15 protein-coding genes are annotated in these 19,177 nt (G+C 71.3%); 3 read left to right on the top strand and 12 right to left on the bottom strand.

Going from position 1 to position 19,177, the window contains the following annotated elements; translation table 11 throughout:
• Nucleotides 1-7: 7 nt before the first annotated feature.
• From hydA to VHC04_RS22095, 6 genes are all read right to left on the bottom strand, one after another.
• The gene (gene hydA / locus VHC04_RS22120) at nt 8-1,450 is read right to left on the bottom strand and encodes a dihydropyrimidinase (RefSeq protein ID WP_325684912.1); all 1,443 of its coding nucleotides are present in this window, start codon (nt 1,448-1,450) and stop codon (nt 8-10) included.
• 133 nt (nt 1,451-1,583) lie between these two features.
• A complete protein-coding gene (locus VHC04_RS22115; protein ID WP_325684911.1) occupies nt 1,584-2,765 on the bottom strand; it encodes an iron-containing alcohol dehydrogenase in 1,182 nt (393 codons plus the stop codon).
• 190 nt (nt 2,766-2,955) lie between these two features.
• Complete coding sequence (locus VHC04_RS22110) at nt 2,956-3,507, bottom strand: hypothetical protein (protein ID WP_325684910.1); 552 nt, start codon at nt 3,505-3,507, stop codon at nt 2,956-2,958.
• A 497-nt stretch (nt 3,508-4,004) separates the two neighbouring features.
• Nucleotides 4,005-5,264, bottom strand: coding sequence for a peptidoglycan -binding protein (locus tag VHC04_RS22105; protein ID WP_325684909.1), 1,260 nt, complete (start codon nt 5,262-5,264; stop codon nt 4,005-4,007).
• Nucleotides 5,264-6,406 (bottom strand): flagellar motor protein MotA, encoded by a 1,143-nt coding sequence (locus tag VHC04_RS22100; RefSeq protein ID WP_325684908.1) that lies wholly within the window; start codon nt 6,404-6,406, stop codon nt 5,264-5,266. Before VHC04_RS22100 ends, VHC04_RS22105 begins: the two co-directional genes overlap by 1 nt.
• Before the next feature lie 82 nt (nt 6,407-6,488).
• The gene (locus VHC04_RS22095) at nt 6,489-7,367 is read right to left on the bottom strand and encodes an OmpA family protein (RefSeq protein ID WP_325684907.1); all 879 of its coding nucleotides are present in this window, start codon (nt 7,365-7,367) and stop codon (nt 6,489-6,491) included.
• Between the two features lie 202 nt (nt 7,368-7,569).
• Between VHC04_RS22095 and VHC04_RS22090 the strand changes: the two genes are divergently transcribed.
• The 3 genes from VHC04_RS22090 to VHC04_RS22080 all read left to right on the top strand — a co-directional run bounded on the left by VHC04_RS22090 (nt 7,570) and on the right by VHC04_RS22080 (nt 10,835).
• Nucleotides 7,570-8,769: an acyl-CoA dehydrogenase family protein gene (locus VHC04_RS22090; RefSeq protein WP_325684906.1), complete on the top strand. Its 1,200-nt coding sequence runs from the start codon at nt 7,570-7,572 to the stop codon at nt 8,767-8,769.
• A 55-nt stretch (nt 8,770-8,824) separates the two neighbouring features.
• Nucleotides 8,825-9,256, top strand: a complete 432-nt coding sequence (locus VHC04_RS22085; RefSeq protein WP_325684905.1) for a GlcG/HbpS family heme-binding protein — start codon at nt 8,825-8,827, stop codon at nt 9,254-9,256.
• A gap of 493 nt (nt 9,257-9,749) precedes the next feature.
• The gene (locus VHC04_RS22080; protein WP_325684904.1) at nt 9,750-10,835 is read left to right on the top strand and encodes a hypothetical protein; all 1,086 of its coding nucleotides are present in this window, start codon (nt 9,750-9,752) and stop codon (nt 10,833-10,835) included.
• A gap of 53 nt (nt 10,836-10,888) precedes the next feature.
• Here VHC04_RS22080 and VHC04_RS22075 read toward each other — a convergent pair whose 3' ends face one another.
• From VHC04_RS22075 to VHC04_RS22050, 6 genes are all read right to left on the bottom strand, one after another.
• The gene (locus VHC04_RS22075) at nt 10,889-11,521 is read right to left on the bottom strand and encodes a hypothetical protein (protein ID WP_325684903.1); all 633 of its coding nucleotides are present in this window, start codon (nt 11,519-11,521) and stop codon (nt 10,889-10,891) included.
• A gap of 313 nt (nt 11,522-11,834) precedes the next feature.
• Entirely contained in the window at nt 11,835-13,157 is a 1,323-nt protein-coding gene (locus tag VHC04_RS22070) for a glycosyltransferase family 9 protein (protein ID WP_325684902.1), read from the bottom strand.
• The gene (locus tag VHC04_RS22065; protein WP_325684901.1) at nt 13,154-15,280 is read right to left on the bottom strand and encodes a glycosyltransferase family 2 protein; all 2,127 of its coding nucleotides are present in this window, start codon (nt 15,278-15,280) and stop codon (nt 13,154-13,156) included. Before VHC04_RS22065 ends, VHC04_RS22070 begins: the two co-directional genes overlap by 4 nt.
• Nucleotides 15,277-16,632, bottom strand: a complete 1,356-nt coding sequence (locus VHC04_RS22060) for a glycosyltransferase family 9 protein (RefSeq protein ID WP_325684900.1) — start codon at nt 16,630-16,632, stop codon at nt 15,277-15,279. Before VHC04_RS22060 ends, VHC04_RS22065 begins: the two co-directional genes overlap by 4 nt.
• Entirely contained in the window at nt 16,629-17,870 is a 1,242-nt protein-coding gene (locus tag VHC04_RS22055) for a glycosyltransferase family 4 protein (RefSeq protein WP_325684899.1), read from the bottom strand. Before VHC04_RS22055 ends, VHC04_RS22060 begins: the two co-directional genes overlap by 4 nt.
• Nucleotides 17,867-19,141 carry a glycosyltransferase family 9 protein gene (locus VHC04_RS22050; protein ID WP_325684898.1) on the bottom strand — a complete coding sequence of 425 codons (1,275 nt, stop codon included), beginning with the start codon at nt 19,139-19,141 and terminating at the stop codon, nt 17,867-17,869. Before VHC04_RS22050 ends, VHC04_RS22055 begins: the two co-directional genes overlap by 4 nt.
• Nucleotides 19,142-19,177 lie beyond the last annotated feature (36 nt).

Raw genomic sequence — 19,177 nt, 5'->3', positions numbered from 1 at the left:
TCATGCTTTATCCGTGCGGATCGAACGGCGTGGGGAACCGCCCGCTGGGCATCATCAGCGGATAGGTTTCCCGAGGCTGGAACTGGCCGAATCCTGGTGCCACGTGGCGGGACGACGCGTCCATCACCACGGTACCGCGGACCAGCGTAGTGACAGGCCAACCGGTCAGCGTCATGCCCTCATACGGCGTGTGATCCACCGCGTGGTGCAGCTCCGCATTCGTCACGGTGCGGGACAGATCGGGATCCCAGATGCCGATATCGGCGTCCATGCCGACGGCGATCGATCCCTTCCGCGGGTGCAGCCCGAACAGTTTCGCCGGATTGGTGGCGGTGACCGCAACGAATGTATGCAAATCGATCCGACCCTTCCGGACGCCCTCGGACAGCAGATACGGCATCCGCGTCTCCAGTCCCGGCACGCCGTTGGGGATTTTCGAAAACGGGGATTCGCGGGCGATCGCCTGCTTCCCCTTCGGCCCCTCGAACTGGTACGGCGCATGGTCCGAGGACACGCAGCCCAGCGTGCCCAGGCGGATATGCTTCCACAGCGCCTCCTGGTCCGCCTTGCTGCGCGGCGCGGGGCTGCACAGGAACTTGCTGCCCTCCTGGCCGGGGCGGTCCAGGTCCCCGGCGGTGAAGGCGAGGTATTGCGGACAGGTCTCTCCGAACACTTTCAGGCCGCGGCCCTGGGCGCGGCGGATTTCCTCGGCGGCTTCCTCACAGGTGACGTGGAAGATCTGGATCGGCACGTCCAGCAGCTCCGCCAGCGCGATCACCCGCTGCACCGCCTCGCGCTCCACCACCGCCGGCTTCGCCCAGGCATGGTATTTGGCGTCGGTCAGGCCGGCCGCCTCCAGCCGCTTCGTCATCCATTTGATCGCCTCGTGGTTTTCGGCGTGGACGACGACGAAAGCCTGGTTCCTGCGTGCCGCGGCCAGGACCGTCAGCACCTCGGCATCCGTCAGGAAGCTGGGATCGTAGGTCATGAACATCTTGATCGAACGATGCCCGGCGGCGACCAGCGGCGGCAGTTCCTGCTCGATCACCCGCGGCGAGGGATCGGTGATGATGATGTGGAAACTATAGTCGATCACCGCCTTTTTCGCCCGCCGGTGGTAATCCTCGGCCCGCTCGGCGATGCCATGTCCCTTGAACTGGGGCGAGAAGCAGATCACGCAGGTGGTGCCGCCGAACGCCGCCGAGGTGGTGGCGCTTTCGAAATCATCGGCGTTCCAGCTGCCGTCCGGCCGCGGCTGCTCGATATGGCAATGGCTGTCGACGCCGCCGGGCAGCACCAGCCGGTTGCTGGCATCGATCTCCCGGCTCGCGGTGCCCAGGTTGGTGCCCAGCGCGGCGATCCGGCCGTCGGTGATTCCGATGTCGCAGGCCGTGCTGTCGACGGCGGTGACGACGGTGCCGTTGCGGATGATCAGGTCGAAGGACGCCATGCCGATACGCTCCTGCTGCTCCCAGTTATCTTCCAGCTCCGGGTCATTTTCCAGCTCCCGGTCATTTTCCAGATCCGGATCATTGTGGTATCATCCGCAACGATCGAGCCGCCTCCTGCGCGCGGGCGGCGTGCTACCACGCCGCGTCCAGCAGCATCCGCACCGTCGCCGGCCCGTCGATCTTCCGCGGGTTGGTGTGCACCCACCGGTCATGCATCGACCCTTCCGCGATCGTATCCAGCTGGTCCGCGGTCACCCCCACCTCGCGCAGCGTCTGCGGCAGGTCCAGCGAAGCCACCAGTGCCGCGACCGCATCGGCCGCCGGCTTGCCCGGCCAACCCAGCGCCTCGCTGACCCAGGCCTGCCGGGTGGCATTCACCGGCGCGTTGAACCGCAGCACATGCGGCAGCATGACGCAGGACGTATAGCCGTGCGGCACGCCGGCCGTGCCGCCCAGCACATGGCCGATGCCGTGGCTGGCTCCCTTGGTGACGCCGTTCTGCGAGCCCATGATCGACATCCACGCGCCCAGCTGGCAGTCCAGCCGGGCGGCCAGGTCGGAGGGATCGCGCTTGACGGCGGGCAGCCCGGCGGCCAGCAGCCGCAGCGCATGCATCGACATGCCGTCCGAGAACGGCGTCGGGTTGATCGAGCACAGGTCCTCCACCGCATGGTCCACCGCCCGAAGTCCGGTGGACAGGAACAGCCAAAGCGGCGTGTGGATGGTGACCGCCGGGTCCAGGATCACCGCCTGCGGCATCATCAGCGGATGGGCGTAGCTTTCCTTCACGTGGCGCACCGTGTCGGTGCAGCCGGCCATGGCGGTGAACTCGCCGGCCGACAGCGTCGTCGGTACATCGATGGACCGGATGGAAGGCGGTTTCACCGGCGGCCGCTCCGTCTTCCCGTCGGCGGTGATGATCGCCTTGAACCGGTCCAGGCCCTCGGGCGTGGTGACGTCGTTGCCCAGGCATAGGCCGACCATCTTCGCCGCGTCGGTCACCGACCCGCCGCCGATCGTCAGCAGCAGGTCGGCCTTGGCCGCCCGCGCCTCGTTGGCCGCCGCCACCACGTCGATACGCGGCGTATGGGCGCCGATCCGCGCGCACAGCCCGGCCATGCGATTGCCCAGAATGCGCCGCGCCGTGTCGATCACGTCGGTTTCCCGGGTCAGCGTGCCGCTGGCCAGCACATACACGGCCTTGGCGCCCAGCCTGTCGATCTCATCGGACAGCGCCCGCGCCAGCTCGACGCCGTAGACCACCCGCTCCATGGGCGGGTAGCGATGAATGCCCTGAACCATGCGCTGAGCCATGCCTGGTCTCCCTGCACCGGCGCCATCCCCTGGCGCCATCCCCTGGCACCATCCCCCGGCGCCATCCCCCGATGCTCCGGCCGGCTAGCATGGAACAAGCGGCGGGGCGCCGAAAGGGGCGGACGCGCCGGTCTGGCAGAGATCTTCTGGCGGAGATCTGCTGGCGGAGATCCTGTGTCGAGACCCTGGGTCAGAGGGCCTGCCGGTTGATCGAGCGTCCCAGGGCGCGGCCCACCAGCTCCCCGAAATGGGTCGCCAGGCGGTCCGGGTCGCTGGCCTGCACGGTGCAGGCGATGGTGCCGATCCAGGACAGCGTCTGGCTGTTCAGGTTGGTGGCCTCGATGCTGATGGACACACGGGACCCCACCGGCACGCCGCCACCGGGGGCGTGGGTTCCGCTCATCCAGCCGAAGCCGCGGAACGTGCTGTCATTGCCGGCTCCGCCGCCGGGCGGCGTCACGGTGAAGGTCATGTCCACCTGCACATTGCCCTGGTTTGCCGGCAGCACGGTCAGGCCGGCGGACTGGATGCCCTGCAAGAACGCCTTCGTCAGCTCCGGGTTCCGGTTGTCGCTGATCGGCTGGCTGGGAGACACGGTGGTGGGCGTCGGCAGTGCCTGCAGGACGGAACCGGTGACGCTGCCGGCACAGAGGCTGTCGGCCTTGGCCCTGGTCGTGATCAGGCCGCCCGCGAGCGCCAACAGGATGGCAAACCCGATGTGCCCGCCACGCAATTGACCCATGTCGCGACTCCGTGATGTTCCTGGATCGTATAGAGCACGCGCGCGACAACCGCCAGCTTGCACAAGGGCCAGCTTGCACAAGGGCCAGCCGCCGGCCTGTGCCGCGGCGCGGCAAGTTTGGCTTGCAATATGCCGGCGAGGGGGTCAGAGTTTCGGCAGTGTCAACAACTGAAAGGAGGTGATCCAGTGTCTCATTGTTCGGTGCTGTCCCTGACCCGGGCCTGGATCTCCGACGCTTGTCTCTCCGCCGCTCGCGTGGCGGGATAAGCGAAAGCCGGTCCGGGAACGGACGCACACAAACAATGTGAAGGCCTCGGACCACCCGGTCCGGGGCCTTCAGCCTGTTTGGGGCCATCCCGCTGGTTCGGGCCATCCAGACGCCCGGACGGTTTCCGGAGACGGCTCCCGGCGACGGTTCCAGGCGGCCCGGTCTTCGTCTCGTGCGCGGTGCCCGCGGCCTGAAGACCGCCGCGCGGACCCGGTCGGCGCGGCTCGCCCTACCGGTCCGTCAGCCGCAATTCGATTCGCCGGTCCTTGGCGTAGGCGTCCGGCGTGTCGCCCGGACCGAAGGGCTGGTATTCGCCGAAGCCGGTGGCGGCCAGGTGGTCCGCCGGCACGCCCTCGGCGATCAGCAGCTTCACCACGGTGATCGCCCGCGCCGCCGACAGCTCCCAGTTGGACGCATAGGTGCCGCCCTTCACCGGCTGCGGGTCGGTATGGCCGTCCACGCGCAGCACCCAGCGGACATCGGACGGGATCTGTGCCGCGATGTCCTTGATCGTGCTGGCCAGCGCGCCGATCTGCGCCACGCCCGCCGGCGTCAGCTCGGCGCTGCCGACCGGGAACAGCACCTCGCTCTGGAACACGAACCGGTCGCCGATCACTGCGATGCCGGGCCGATTGGCCAGTACCGCGCGCAGGCGGCCGAAGAACTCGCTGCGGTACTGCTGCAACTCCTCGACCTTCGAGGCCAGGGCAGTGTTCAGCTTCTGCACCAGGTTGCCGATCTGGGTGTCCTTTTCCCGCCCCTGCGCCCGCGCCAGGTCCAGCGCCTTGGCGATCCCGGCCAGCTGATCCTTCAGCGAGTCGATCTGCTGGTTCAGCAGCGCGATCTGCGCGCGGGCGCTGTCGCCCAGCTTGCGCTCATCCGATAGCTGCGCTTCCACCGCGGCCCGCCGCTGCGCATCGGTCATCGCCTTCGCGGCGGCGTCCTGCGCCTGCCGTTCCAGCTCATCGCGCAGCGCGGTCAGCGCCCGCACCTGCTCGGACAGGTTCGCCAGATCGGCCAGCTTCAGGCGGATCGTCTCCTTGTCCGCCGTCACCGTCTTCTGCAGGTCCGCCATCTGGCTGCTCAGCGCGTCCGCCCGGGCGGCGGCTTCCCTGGCCTGCGCCTGGGCGGCGTCGGCCTGGGCCTGGACCGACGTGTTCCGCGCGGCGGCGGCCGCGAGTTGCGTCTGCAACCGGTCGCGCTCCGCCGAGCGGGCGGCCAGGGTGGCGGTGAGCTGCTTGAGCGACTGTTCCAGGCCGGATTCCTTGCCCTGTTCCAGCGACAGCGCCTGCGACAGGGCAGATATCTCATGCGTGGCCTTGTCCAGCTCCTTGCTGCGGCCGGACAGCGCCACCGACAGGAAGGCCTGCGCCAGCACGAAGACCAGCAGCACGAAGATGATCACCATCAGCAGGGTCGACAGCGCGTCGACATAGCCGGGCCATGCCTCCAGCCCGTTGCCGCCGTGCCGGCGCGCGCGCAGGGCCATTATTTCGCCGCCTCGGCCAGCGCGGCCACGGTGCGGGTCAGCAGCCGCAGGTCATTGCGCAGCTCCGCCGTCGCGCGTGCCCGCCCCTGCTCGGACTCCGTCACCAGCCGCTGGACGTGCTGCTCGATCGCGCGCAGATGGGTCCGGGCGATATCGTCGCCGCCCTGCACGTCGCTCAGGCGCTGCAGGGCCGGTGCCAGGCCGGACTGGGTTTCGGCGATCCGCAGCATCAGCTGCTGGTTCGCCCGCATCGTATCCACCAGCATCCCCAGCCGGTCGTTCAGGCTCAGCAGCGCCTGGCGCATCTGCGTCCGCGCATCCTCGTCGCGGGTGAGGATGCCCTGCAGGCTCTCCATGTTCTCGGCGGTCTGCTCCAGCAGCGCCTGGACATAGACCGGCACCGATCCCTCGCCTTCCGGCACCGCGCCCGAGGACAGGCGGGTCAGCCCGGCCAGCCACTCCTCCAGCTCATTGAAGAAGCGGTTCTGCGCCTGGCCTGCGGTCAGGTCCAGGAAGCCCAGCACCAGGGCGCCCGACAGGCCGTACATGCTGGCCGAGAAGGCGGTGCCCATGCCGGCCAGCGGCCGGGCGAGGCCGGATTTCAGCTGCTCGAACATCAGCGCCAGGTCGCCGGAGCCCAGCGTCATGTTGCCGATCACCTCGGACACCGACCCCACGGTCTTCAGCAGCCCCCAGAACGTGCCCAGCAGGCCCAGGAAGATCAGCACGCCGGTCATGTAGCGCGACAGTTCGCGGCTTTCGTCCAGGCGGGAGGCGATGCCGTCCAGCAGGGTGCGCATGGCGCTGGCGGACAGGGTGAAATGGCCGACATTGCCGTGCCCGTGACTCTCCCGCGCCGCCAGCATGGAGGCCATCGGCGCCAGCAGCCTGGGCGAGGGCAGGGCGGCCAGGCGGGTGCGCGCGGTCTGGTAGGTCTCCAGCCAGGTGACCTCGGGCGACAGGCGCAGCACCTGGCGCAGGTTCCAGATGATGCCGATTAGCAGGATCAGCAGGATCAGGCTGTTCAGCACCGGATTGTTCAGGAACGCCGTGATCAGCACCGGCGACAGCGCCGCGACCAGCGCACCCACCAGCACAAGGAACACCAGCATGCGGAGGGCGTAGCGCGACGGATGGGTCATCTGGCCGGGTCGTTCATGGAGCGGGGCTCATCGGGCATGACGCGGGGCTACGGGGCATGAAGCGGGGCTCATGGGACGGGCCTCATTGGGCCGGTCTCGCCGGCGCCGGCGGTGGCGCGTTGCCGGGTGGCGCGTTGCCAGGTGGCACGCTGCCAGATGGAACGCTGCCAGGTGGCATGCTGCCAGCTGGAGCGCTGTCGGCGTTGCCGCCCATCACCGATACATCCACCCGGTCCACCGGCCCCTTCCCCGCCTCATTCCCCAGCGCTCGGACGTAGATCCGGGCGGACGGGACGCCGCCGCCGATCAGCGCGCTGCGGACCGCCATGGCGCGGGCCAGGGACAGGCGCCGTGCGGTGGACGGGTCGTCCTTGCTGCCGGCGGCGTAGGCCAGCACGTTGAACGTCGTGCTGTCCGCCTTCCCGGCGCCGCTGGCCAATTGCTTCAAGGATGCCGCGCTGTCCGGGCTGAGATCGGCGGAGCCGGCGCCGAACAGCAGCCGCAGGCCCTGCTCCGCCGTGCCCTGCCCTGCCGGCCCGGGTTCGGCCTTGGTCGGGGCCGCCGCCGATACGGTCGGCGGCGGTGGGGGCGGCGCCGTCTCGGTCGGCGGGGCGACGGGCGGGATCGACGCCTCGGCCGGTGCCGATCCGGGCAGCGCCGGTTGCGCCGCGGGCGGCTGCGGCGTGCTGGCGGGCTTGCCGGCGGCCGTCCCCGCCGCTGCCGCCGTGCCCCTGCTCGCGGTGTCCGCCGGCGTCTCCGCGGCCTTGCCGGCGGGCGCCCGGCTGATCGGCGCGGGCCTGGGTGCCGGAGCGCGGCGCGGGGGGGCCGGTTCGGTGCGTTCCGGCAGCGCCTGCAGCGCGCCGAGGTCGACCGTGACCTGGGCCAGCGCCGGGGTCATGGCAGGCGGCGTGGCCATCAGCAGGACCACACCCAGAAGCGGCGTAAGGCGAATGGGACGCATGCGGCAAGGTGGTAGCGGAACCGCCCCGTTCGTTCAACGAAGCATCCGCGCCGGCGGGCTCCCATGTGCGGTTGCATGCGCCAGGCGGCCGGCGGATGGTTTGACCCGGCGGGGTTTGACCCGGCGGGATTTGACCCAGCGGGATTTGACAACGTCCCCCGAGCGGCCCGGTAATCGGGGAAACAGATCGTTGGAAGCGTCCATGGATCAAGTCAGCACCGCCCGCGCCGATCCGGTCTTGCGCCAGGATGCCGACTGCGTGGCCCGCGCGCGGGCCTTGGGACCTGCCATCGCGGCGGCGGCGGATGAGATCGAGCGGACCCAGGCCATTCCGGAACCGCTGCTGACCCAGCTGCACGACGCGCGGATGGCGCGGATGCTGCTGCCCGTCTCCTGCGGCGGCGACCAGGTGGAACCCTGGGTCTACATGGCGGCGATCGAGGAACTCAGCCGCCACGACGGCTCCGTCGGCTGGAACTTTTTCGTCGCCAACAGCGCCGCCCTGATCGCCCCGTTCATTCCGCTGGCGACGGCTCGGGAAATCTATGCCGATCCGCGCAGCCTGATCGCCTGGGGGCCGCCGAACGCGTGCAAGGCGCGGGCGGTGCCGGGCGGCTACCGGGTCAGCGGCACCTGGGGCTTCGCCAGCGGTAGCCGCCAGGCGAACTGGATGGGCGCGCATTGTCAGGTGCTCGAGCCCGACGGGTCGTTGCGGCTGAACCGGTTCGGCCGCCCGACGATCCGCACGTTGCTGTTCCGTAAGGAGAACGTGACGCCGATCCACGACTGGACGACGATCGGCATGCGCGGCACCGCGTCGGAGAGCTATTCCGTCAACGACCTGTTCGTCCCCGAATCGTTCACCGGCACGCGGGAGGATCCGTCGCTGCGCACGGAGCCGGGTCCGCTGTACGCCTTCACCATGCAGGGTCTCTATGCGGTCGGCGTCGCCGGCGTCGGCTTCGGCCTGGCGCGGGCGATGCTGGACTCCTTCACCGCCCTGGCCGCCGACAAGACGCCGCGCGGGCTGCAGCGGCTGGCCGACAACGCCGTCGTCCAGGCCAGCCTGGCGCGGCGGGAAGCGGCGCTGGGCGCGGCGCGCGCCTATCTGACCGGCATTCTGCGCGACATCCATGCCAGCGCCGACGAATGGGCGCCGATCGGGCTGCAGGCGCGGATGCGCGTCCGCCTGGGCTGCGCGCACGCGATCCATACCGCGACCGACGTGGTGGACTGGGTCTACAAGGCGGCCGGCACCTCGGCCATCTTCCTGGGCACGCCGTTCGAGCGCCGGTTCCGCGACATGCACACGCTGTCGCAACAAATCCAGTCCCGCGAATCGCATTTCGAGGCGGTCGGCCGCGCGATGTTCAACGGCGATCCCGACGGGCTGTTCCTGTAGGCGGACCGATTCCGTAACCATTTTCCGCGATCATGCGCAAACCAGGGGAAACGCCATGACACAGCTGACACTCGCCAAGGCCCAGACGATCATTGCGGCCGCGCTGGCGCACGCGCGGGAGAAGTCCTTCGCGCCGATGGCGGTCGCCGTGCTGGACGCGCGCGGCGTGCTGAAGGCATTCGCCGCCGAGGAAGGCACGGCGCTGCGCCGCGCCGATATCGCGATCGGCAAGGCCTATGGTGCCCTGGCGATGGGCGTCGGCTCCCGCACGCTGGGGGCGCGCGCGGTGGAGCGGCCGCATTTCGTTTCGGCGGTGAACAGCGCCATCGGCGGGTCGATGATCCCGGTCGCCGGCGGGGTGCTGATCCGCGGCGGCGACAAGTCGCTTATCGGCGCCGTGGGCGTGACCGGCGACACCTCGGACAATGACGAGGCGGCGGCGCTGGCCGGCCTGGCCAAGGCCGGGCTGACCGCGGATCCGTCATAGCCGTCTCCGGCCGGCATACCGTCTCCGGCCGGCCCGCCGGCGACCGCGCACCGTCGCCGCCGGTCAGCGCCTCCACCGCGCGGTCGCACGGGTGGGCCTGCGCGGCACGGCCCGGCGGACTGCCGCCAATCCCGCGCGGCCAAGGGCGATTTCCAGGGGCGATTTTGAGGGACGTTTTCGGGGGGCGATTTCGTTGGCTTCGCGGTTGACGGGTGTTATTTTACCGTTCCGAATTCCAGGTGTCGGAGGAACCGGATCGCCGCGCCATCATCATCAATCCGGGCGCCTGACCGACCGGTCGCCACGCCGTGCGGACCGGCTCGGATGAAGCGCGCATCGTGAAGGCGCCGGCGTGAAGCGGCTCCGGCCGGGAAGGCTGTCGCCGCGACGGCCCCCGCCGCCGGACGATGACACCGTCATTCTGGAACCGAAGCGTGCTCCACGCCGTGGCCGGGCCGCTCCTCCCGGTTTCGCCAGGACCGTTGCGCTGGCCATGCTGGCGGGCGGCGGGGTGGTCGTCTGCGGGTTCTCCGCCTGGCTGGTCCTGCGTCCAGCGGCCGGCCCGGGATCCGTGCCGCTTGCCGCCAGCACTGGCGCCACGGTCAGCCCCGCCGGGGAGCCCGCTGGCAATCCCGCTGGCAATCTCGATGCCAATCCCGGTGGCAACCCTGCTGGTAATCCCGTTGGCGGCAACGCCGCCGGCGGCGCCGTCCGGCAGGCCAGCGTCGTGCCGCCGCCCATGCGGCTTGTCCCGGACGCCGCTCCAAGCCCGCCGCCGGCGCTGCCCCAGGCCGAACCCGCCTTCGCCATCACCACCGCGACGATGGAGCGGATCCGGCGCAACATGCCGTCCGACCTGTCGGTCTTCCGCCTGGCCGAGAACCCGGACATCGTCGTGCTTGATTTCGCCTCGCTGGACCGCCAGGGCCGCATGCTGGACCGGATCGCCGCCCTGACCGAGAAGCGGGGCCTGCCCCATGACCGCATCCTCACGCCCGAGGAACTGGCGCGCGCGGTGCACACCGAGGGTTCGGCGTCCGGCTGGTTCTATTACGGGCACGACTATGACGTGGCGGAGCTGAACCGGTTCTTCGATACCGCCGCCCGCGACGGCGTGCCGCTGAACGCCGATGAAAGCCAGCTGGCCCGCCTGCTGTCGCAACTCGGCTGGCGCGGCACGGACGCCAGGGGGGCGCTGATCTCCCTGCCGCGCCTGGGCGCCGACGCCTTCGTCACGCCGCGGGCACGCGACACCATCCTGACCCACGAATTGTCGCATGGGGAATATTTCAGCAACCCGGCCTACACCGCCTATGTGCACCAGTTCTACCTGTCCGCGCTGACGGCGCCGGAGCGGGAGGCATTCCGGACCTTTCTGGCGCGGCAGGGCTACGACCGGGATCAGCCGGCGCTGATGGAGAACGAGACGCACGCGTATCTGCTGTTCACCACCGATCCCGAGTTCTTCTCGCCGGACGATGCGGGGCTGACGCCGGCACGCCGGGGACAGTTGCGTGCGCAATTCCTGGCCGGCATGCCATCGGCCTGGCTACGCGATGTCCTGGCGCGGCTGCGTTGAGGCCAGTCGCGACGGCGGACCGGCGGATGCGTGGAACCCGCCCTGCCGGCGGGTCATCCCTGGTTCAAGGCGGTCAGCGCCGCCTGGCAGGTCGGCGTCAGCTCTGCGTAATTGTCCCGCAGGCAGCGCAGGATGCCGCCGCCGCCCGGCACCGCGCCGATGCAGTACAACTGGTAGTCCGGGCGGCAATTGCGCCTTGCGGCGGCGAGTTTCTGTTGGTGCCGCTTCGCGACGACCGGATTATGCGCGCCGCTGCCGCGGCTGTCCGCCGCCAGCACGGCGCTCTGGCAGCTCAGGGACAGGTTCGGCAGATTGCGCGTCAGGCAGGTGAGCTCCGTCTGTCCGCGGTCCGGATGCGCGCAATAGGCGGCCGATTCATCGCGGCAGACATCACGGACGATCGCCAGCGGCGACCGCGCGGTCGGGACGGGGCGGGCACGGGTCGCGTGCGCGGCCGGCACGTTGGCCGCGCCGTCCGGTCCACCGGACGCCGGCATGCCGGATGATGCCGCCGACGGCTGCTGCGCGCCGGCCGGGCTGCTCCCCAGGAGGAGGCTTCCGGCCAGAAGGGAAAAGGCCAGCGCGGAAAAGGCCAGCGCGGAAAAGGCCAAAGGGGAAGGCAGGATGGCGGGAAACAGCATCGCGTGACGTGCGATGGCGGCGAGTCGGGCCGCGGCAGGCGACATGGTCCGATTCTCCTGGCAGGGATTGAGGAGCATCAGGACTACACGCAATCGCGCCGGATGCCACCCCTCCCGCCGCCCCGGCGTCCCCTCGTCGCGGTCGGGCGGCGGGCGGCGTGCCGATGCCAGCCGGCGGGTTGGCCTCGTCGCCGGTCCTTTCGTCCTGCCGGGTGCGGGTCAGCCACGCCCTTTGCCAAAAGACGCAGACGCACGCGCACGGCAGTCCGGGATTTTCAGCGGCAAGCCATGGCTGGCGGCCCTGCCGCCGCGAGGACGGGAAGCAACGGCGGCACCGTGACCGTCCGGTCCGCCGGTATCAGGCGGCTGCGCGTTGCGGGATCAGCAGGCCCGAATCGGCCAGCGCGTCGGTGCAGGCGGTCCAGACGGCGTCGACGCTGATCGCGTCCAGGCACGGCACGCCATACGGGCACTGCGCCGCCACCTTGAAATAGCAGGGTGAGCAGGCGATGCGCGACGCGACCACCTGGACGTTCCGGCCCAGCGGATACCAGACCTCCAGGTTCGGCACGCCGGTCAGCAATGCCACGGTCGGCACGCCCAGGGCCGCCGCCAGATGAGTGGAACCGGTATCGTAGCCGACATACAGGCTGCAGGCGCGCACGAGGTCGGGCAGATCGGCCAGCGGCATCGCGCCGCAAAGGTTGTGCACCCGTGCCTCGGGCAGGGCCGCGGCGACGGCGGCCGCGGCTTCTGCCTCCGCCGGGCCGCCCGTGATCACCAGCGCGGCATCGGTCGCGGCCAGCAGGCGGCGGCCGATCTCGATCAGGCGCTCCATCGGCCACACCCGGATCGGGCTGCCGGCCCCCGGCGCCAGGATCATATAGGGCGGCTGCACCGGCGGCGGGGCGCCGGTCAGCAACAGCGCGGCGGGATGCGCCGGCTGCGGCAGGAAGGTGGCGGTGACCGTCATCGCCAGCAGCATCAGGCGCAACTCGGCATGCAGCGACAGGCCGTTGCCCTGCCGCTGGGAGATGTGTTCGACATCCGGCAGCGCGATATCCAGCTCCGCCCCGCCCTGGGCGTACGGCGCGCAGAACCCGGCTCGGAAGTTCGCCCCGGCCATCGCCAGCAGCGGCCGCGTATCGGTGTCGTGCCGCAGGTCGATCGCCAGGTCGAACCCGCTCAGGCCCAGCTGGGCGAACTCGGCGAACTGCTCCGGCGTCGTGCCGCCCCAGTCGGCATTGCGCTGGGTGAACAGGTTGAACGCCACCACCTCGTCGAACCAGCCGGTGCGCTCCGCCCAGGGACGGTTCCAGGATGCGCAGACCAGGGTCATCGATGCGTCGGGAAAGGCGGCGCGCAGATGCGCGATCGCCGGCATGCCGACGATGAAGTCGCCGATATGGTCCAGCTTCAGGATCAGGATGCGCGGCCGCGCCGGCAGTGCCAGCGCGCGTTCCTGGATGCCGTGCCAGCGAACGACTTCGGGCACCGGGATGCCGGGGATCTCGCCATCCAGGCCGATCTTGTAACGGCGCAGCAGCATGCGGACCAACGGGCGCGTCAGCGTCCGCAGCACGCGTTCCCGGACCGATCCGCGCGGTGCCAGCCTGGCCTTGAGCGCCAGCACCGCCTTGCCGATGATGATGGGATCGGGAGCAGGCTCCGGGGCGATCACGATACGTTTCCTTTACCGTCATCCGGCCCGCCGGCGCGGGGCGGGCACGCCAGCATCGTGTCGCCCTCGGCCAGACGGAAGTTCGGATTGAACAGGCTGTCTTCGTTAGCAAGAGATGGCCAACGCAGCATCATGAATTGTCGTTCCCGCTCGGCGCGCGCAGCGCGGTCGGGCGTGTCGTCCTTGCCGCGGGTGGCCAGCTCCAGATGCAGCAGCGGCGCGAATGGCGTGCAGATTACCCGATAGCCGGCGGCGCGGACGCGGTAGCACAGGTCGACGTCGCTCCAGGTCACCGCCAGGTTGCCTTCCTCGATGCCGCCCACTTCCTCGAACACCGTGCGGCGCATCGCCAGGCAGGCGCCGGTGACGGCGGTGACCGACCGCACCGTGGCCAGCGCATCCCGATAGCCGGGCGCGTCGCCGGCGACATGGCGGAACCGGTGAAACGCGTGGCCGTCCGGCCCCAGTACCAGCCCCGCGTGCTGCACGGTGCGGTCGCGGTACAGCAGCTTCGTACCCACCGCCCCGACCTCCGGCCGCAGCGCCTGGCGGACCAGCTCCTCCAGCCAGTCGGGCTGCAGCACCTCGGTGTCATTGTTCAGCAGCAGGACGATCTCCCCCCGCGACATGCGCACGCCGATATTGTTCACCGCGCCCCAGTTGAACCGGGCATCGTGGCGCAGCACCCGCACGCGGGGGTCGCGCGCCGCGTCCTGCAGGCAGGCCAGCGCATCCGGATCGCTGCTGCGGTTGTCGATGACGACGATGTCCAGCGCCGGGTAGCGGGTGCGCGTCAGCAGCCCGTCCAGGCAGGGCCGCAGCAGGTCGGCCCGGTCGCGCGTGGGGATCACCACCGACACCAGCGGCGGCTGGCGCGGCAGCGGGTAGACGATGCGCGCGGCGGGGGCGCCGGGCTGCCGGACCAGGCGCGGTGCATCCGGCCGGCCGGCCCAGCGTGCCTCGACCTGCCGGTCCCAGGCGCGACGCAGCCGCCGCTTGGACAGCCAGGCCAGCGGTCCGCGCGCCAGCGGCACCTGCACCAGCGGCCGCGCCACGTGGCGCACGGCGTTATCACGCCCGGCGTTATCGCGCCCGGCGTTATCGCGTCCGACCGATGCGCCGTCCGCCTCGATCACCCGCAGGGCGAGGTCGGCCCAGGCCGCCGAGCCGGCTTCCGGCCTGGCACGCCGCGCGGCCGCCAGGTCGGTGCGCAGGGCCATGCCCACCGCCCAGTCGTTGCGGCACAGCGCGAGTTCCGGGTCCCATCCGGCGTGGAACACCGGAGCCGACCGCCGCTCCTGCGCGTCGATCCGGTCATGATCCAGCAGCAGGGCCGGCGCGTCCGGATCCGCCAGGGCCGCTTCCGCGACGTGCCAGACCGCATCCGGCGCCAGCCGCGTGCCCGGCCCCAGCGGCAGGACGAACCGCCCCTTGCACAGCGGCAGCGCGGCGTTCAGCCGGGCCGCCATGCCGCGCGCCGATACCGGCGCCACCGGGGCGGGCAGGGCATCGCTCAACGTGGCGCAGAAGCGCGGACGGCCGGCAATGACCACCTGGTATCCGCCGCTGATCTGGTCCCGCAGCGAGGTCAGGGTCCCGGCCAGCCGGCTGGCCGACCACCCGTCCAGCAGGATCAGCGACAGGGCGGTGGCTGGCGGCCGGCCGATCGCGGCCTTCAGCAGCGTTCGCGGATCCGGCGTCGCATAATCGTGCAGCCAAAGCCGGTAGGCGCCCGGATCCGCCGGATCGGCGCCTTCCGAGAACAGCGCGTCGCAGATCGTCGACGGGGTCCGCGTCTCCGCCGCCGTCAGCAGCGCCGCGGCATAGGCTCCCGGCGGCAGCGTGCGGTCGACCGGCGGCAGCTCCTCGTTCCAGGCCCAGGCGAACAGCGCGTCGATATCGTCCACCGTCAGCGCCGGGTCGGGGCAACGGGCGCGGAACTCGTCCGAGTCCAAAGCCTCGGTGACCGCCGTCGAAAATGGGATCCCGTCGCGCATGCGGTCCAGCAGCGCGCGCAGCCCGCCAGGGTCCGCCTGCCGTCCCATCAACAGGGTGTACATGCGGGCGATCAGGCCGATGCGGAACCGCTCGGCCGGTGGCAGAGGATCAGGAAGCCGGGTCATGCAGGGAGAGCCATACGCCTTTCACAGGCAGTACGCACAGTCTCCACGCTGATGGCGGTCAGGCAGGCGCGGTCGTTCGGGCACTCGGCCGCATGCGTCAGGCGGCACGGCGAGCAGCCGGTGCGGCCGGCGATGACGGTCACGGCCGGCCCGACCGGATGCCAGACGGCGGCGTCGCTGACGCCGGCGAAGATGCAGACCGTCGGCACACCCAGCACGGCGGCCAGGTGCGACGGGCCGGAATCGTAACCGACGAACAACCGCGCGCCGAGCAGCAGCGGCGGCAGGTCGGTCAGCGGCAGCGTGCCGGTCAGGTCCCGCACGCGCCCGGGGGGCAGAGCCGCGGCCAGGGACGCGGCGTCATCGCAGTCGCCGCGGCCGCCGGTCACGACGACATCCAGCCCGTGCCGTTCGGCCAGATCGGCGGCCAGCGCGGTCAGCCGGTCCAGCGGCCAGCGCTTGATCGGGGCGCCCGCGCCGGGCGCCATCACGACGTAGCCGCGCTGTCCGGCGGGGGGAACCGCCGCCGGGCTGTGGGACAGGGTCGCGGCGGGAGCGCCGGATGGCATGACCGGCGGAACCGCTGCCGCGGCGGCGGAGAGAGGCTCCGCGGCATGGCGCGCGAAACCGCCGACGATGGCGGTGGCCAGCATGTCCAGCCGCACGCCGGCCTGGATCGGTGGCGCTCCGGCGGCGCGCAGCGCGTCCTGGCAGTCGGGCACAGCCAGGTCGAGCCGGGTCCCGCCCGCATGCGCCGGAGCCTGAAACCCGGCCCGGAACGTGGCGTCCACCGCCAGCAGCAATGTCCGTGTGTCCGGCTCGTGCCGGAAATCGGCCGCCAGATCGAAGGGGCCCAGCGCCAGCGCGGCGAATCGGGCCTGCCGGGCCGATTCGTCCGCCGGCCCGATCCGCCGGTTGGCGTCGAACGCGTCGAAGCCGACGACCCGGTCGAACAGGCCGACTGCGGCGGCCAGGCCGGTGTTCCACGGCCCGCAGGCCAGCGTGATCCGGGCATCGGGGAAGCCGGCGCGCAGGCGGCGGAAGGCCGGCAGGGCAACGGCCAGGTCGCCGATATGGTCCAGCTTCAGCAGCAGGATGCGCGGGGCCGGCGGCAGCGCGCGGCCGCCCGGCGCGGCGGCGTCCCAGGTCTCCACGCGCTGCCGGGGCGCCGGCCAGGCGAGATAGCGCTGGCGCAGGCCGGCGCGTGGATCGGCCGGCCGGCGGAGGGTCCCCGCCAGGCGGCGGACGAGCCTCGATGGCAGCGATCCGGGCGGTGCCAGCCGGTTGCGCCAGCGGGCGAGCGTCCGCGCGAGGCGCAGCACCGCTTCGTCGGGCTGGCCGTCCGATGTCACGGCGCGGCATCCGGGGGCGGCGCCAGGCCCAGCGCCTGCACGGCCTGGCGCAGCGGTTCGGCGGTCAGGCGCCGCGCCGCCATGCGCCGTCCCGCCTCGCCCAGCGCGGCGCGGGCGGCCGGATCATCGGCCAGCCGGCGCAGATGAGCGGCCGCCGCGTCAAGGTCCGGCTCCGCCCACAGCGCGCCCGGCAGGTTGAATGCGCCGGACGGGTCCCGGGGCGGCACCAGGGTAGCTGGCACCAGGGCGGCGCTGTGCTGATCCATGAAATCCATGTTGCCCGACCAGCCGGTGGCGATCACCGGCTTGCCCAGCATCATCGCCTCGGCCAGCACCAGGCCGAAACCCTCGCTGCGGTGCAGGGACAGCACGATATCGGCGGCGGCGGTGAAGGCGTGGTTGTCCGCCCGCGACAGCCGGCTGCCGTCGATGATCACATTCGGCAGGTCGGCCGCCGCGGCGCGCAGCCGCGCCACGTCCGCCGGCGCGGCGTCCAGGTTGCCGGCCTTCAGCACCAGCACCCGATCCGGCCGCGGACCGAAGGCGCGCCGGAATGCCTCCACCGCCGCCAGCGGATTCTTTCGCGCGAACCCCGAGGCGACGTTGAACGAGGTCAGCACGATCAAAGCGTCCGCCGGCAGGCCGAAGGAGGCGCGGTCCCGCCCGCCGGGCACCGGCGGCGCGATCGCCATGGCCATCGGAACCACGCGGACCGGCACGCTCCGGCCGGCCGGCAGGATCGTCCGCATCGCCCCGGCGACGAAATGGGACGGCACCCAGACCTCGTGCACCAGCCGCAGCGGCCGGCGCCAGGCCGGCGGTGCCACCGGCAGTTCCCAGGCGACATAGCCGATGATGCGCCGGCCCCGCACCGCGCCCCGCGGCAGCGCCAGCAGCGCCATGCCCAGCCTGTGCGGGTTGGCATGGATCACCAGCGGCATCGCCGGCGGCGGCGCGTCTTCCGTGGCGCCGCCGGTCAGCAGGCCGCGCAGGTCGGTGTCGATCGGCACCGCCGTCACCCCGATCGCCCGCAGCGCCAGCACCATCATGCGCGCCGATTCCCCAAGCCCGGACGGGGCGCCGATCTCCCCCAGTACCGCCAGGCCACCCTGCGCCGGCGGCGGGTCCGCGTCGGGGCGCGGCGCGGTGATCCGAGCGGCCTGGTGCAGCAGGGTCCGGCGCAAGGTGGCGGGCACCAGGCGCCAGACCGGGCGCAGGACGGGCAGCAGGCGCCTCACCGCGCCGCCACGGTGCGCGGCTCGGCCGCGGCGCTGTCCGCCAGCCCGCGCAGGATGGCATCGGCCACCGCCTCGGGAGGCTGCTCCGTCATGCAGCGGGCGGTCGGGAAGTCGCGCGGGCACTGGTTCATCCAGCTCTGGTTGATCCACCAGCAGCCGCCGCAGAAGGTCGGGTCGATGTTGATGTTGCCGGCATAGCCGAAATAGTCCGACGGTGTCGGGCCGAACACGACGGCGCTGCGCACGCCCAGGCAGCGGGCGAGGTGAACCAGCCCGCCCTCATTGTCGATGTGCAACCGGGCGCCGGCCAGGATTCCCGCCGCCTCCAGCAACGAGGTGCGGCCCAGCAGGTCGGCGTCCGCCTCGGCGATGCGGTCGCTGGTGGCGGCGCCCAGCTGCACCACGCGCAGACCTGGCCGCGCCGCCTTCAGCCGGGCGACGACCTGTCCGAAGAACGGATAGCACTTGGTCGCGCGCTCCGCGGTGACGACGAAACCGGGATCGAAGCCGTTATGCACGGTGACATAGCCGCCGGGTTCCAGCCCGAACCGCCGCGGCGCCTCGGCGTCCAGACTGACCGGCAGGCGATCCCCGCCATACGCCAGCCCCGCGATCAGGTGCAGGTAATCCGCTCGGCAGGCGTTGGAGAACACCGCCTTCCGCGCCAGGAACCCGTCGGTCTGCGGGTGGTGCCTGATGAACAGGTCGATCTTTGGCTGGTAGCGGATCGCCGCCTCGACAGCCCGCAGCAGGCCGGGACGGCTCCGCACCCGGTCCCATCGCACCGTGTCCTGGTGGATCAGCACGAAGGAGCCGGCCCACAGCGCCACGTCGTACTGCGCCATCGCCGCGTCGAACAGAATGTCGTCGTAACAGGCGCGCAGGCCCGGGACGGCGGCGAACACCCATTGCGCCCGCGCCGGCGCGGTGCAGTAGATGTCGAAGGCGATACCCCCCGCCGCGTCGGCGGCGATACCCCCCGCCGCGTCGGCCAGATCGCGCACGAACCGGGCGATCGTCAGATAGTCCCCCAGGCCGCCGGTGACGCGGATGCCCAGCAACGGCACGCCGTCCCGCCGCGCCGCGCCGATCTCGGCCACCACCTGTCCGCGCCGTGTCGCCTGCACCGCCTGGCGCAGCAGCAGCGGCATCTTGGTGACGACGAACCGATACAGGAACCGGGCCGCCTGCCAATGGCTGCCGGTGCGTTCATACACCTCCCGGTACTGACGCAGCGCCGTCTTCAGCCGCAGCAGGTTATAGGCGCGCATCGTGTGGGGCGGGTCCTTCCGGGCGGTCCTGGGTCA

The sequence above is a fragment of the Rhodopila sp. genome, assembly GCF_035548095.1.
Classification (GTDB): domain Bacteria; phylum Pseudomonadota; class Alphaproteobacteria; order Acetobacterales; family Acetobacteraceae; genus Rhodopila.
Note: the sequence above shows the minus strand (reverse complement) of the source record. Positions and strands in the feature narration are given on the sequence as shown.

Excerpts from the sequence above, each read along its gene's own strand:
- hydA (WP_325684912.1), bottom strand. The coding sequence starts at position 1,450 with ATGGCGTCCTTCGACCTGATCATCCGCAACGGCACCGTCGTCACCGCC.
- VHC04_RS22115 (WP_325684911.1), bottom strand. The coding sequence starts at position 2,765 with ATGGCTCAGCGCATGGTTCAGGGCATTCATCGCTACCCGCCCATGGAG.
- VHC04_RS22110 (WP_325684910.1), bottom strand. The coding sequence starts at position 3,507 with ATGGGTCAATTGCGTGGCGGGCACATCGGGTTTGCCATCCTGTTGGCG.
- VHC04_RS22105 (WP_325684909.1), bottom strand. The coding sequence starts at position 5,264 with ATGGCCCTGCGCGCGCGCCGGCACGGCGGCAACGGGCTGGAGGCATGG.
- VHC04_RS22100 (WP_325684908.1), bottom strand. The coding sequence starts at position 6,406 with ATGACCCATCCGTCGCGCTACGCCCTCCGCATGCTGGTGTTCCTTGTG.
- VHC04_RS22095 (WP_325684907.1), bottom strand. The coding sequence starts at position 7,367 with ATGCGTCCCATTCGCCTTACGCCGCTTCTGGGTGTGGTCCTGCTGATG.
- VHC04_RS22090 (WP_325684906.1), top strand. The coding sequence starts at position 7,570 with ATGGATCAAGTCAGCACCGCCCGCGCCGATCCGGTCTTGCGCCAGGAT.
- VHC04_RS22085 (WP_325684905.1), top strand. The coding sequence starts at position 8,825 with ATGACACAGCTGACACTCGCCAAGGCCCAGACGATCATTGCGGCCGCG.
- VHC04_RS22080 (WP_325684904.1), top strand. The coding sequence starts at position 9,750 with ATGCTGGCGGGCGGCGGGGTGGTCGTCTGCGGGTTCTCCGCCTGGCTG.
- VHC04_RS22075 (WP_325684903.1), bottom strand. The coding sequence starts at position 11,521 with ATGTCGCCTGCCGCGGCCCGACTCGCCGCCATCGCACGTCACGCGATG.
- VHC04_RS22065 (WP_325684901.1), bottom strand. The coding sequence starts at position 15,280 with ATGACCCGGCTTCCTGATCCTCTGCCACCGGCCGAGCGGTTCCGCATC.
- VHC04_RS22050 (WP_325684898.1), bottom strand. The coding sequence starts at position 19,141 with ATGCGCGCCTATAACCTGCTGCGGCTGAAGACGGCGCTGCGTCAGTAC.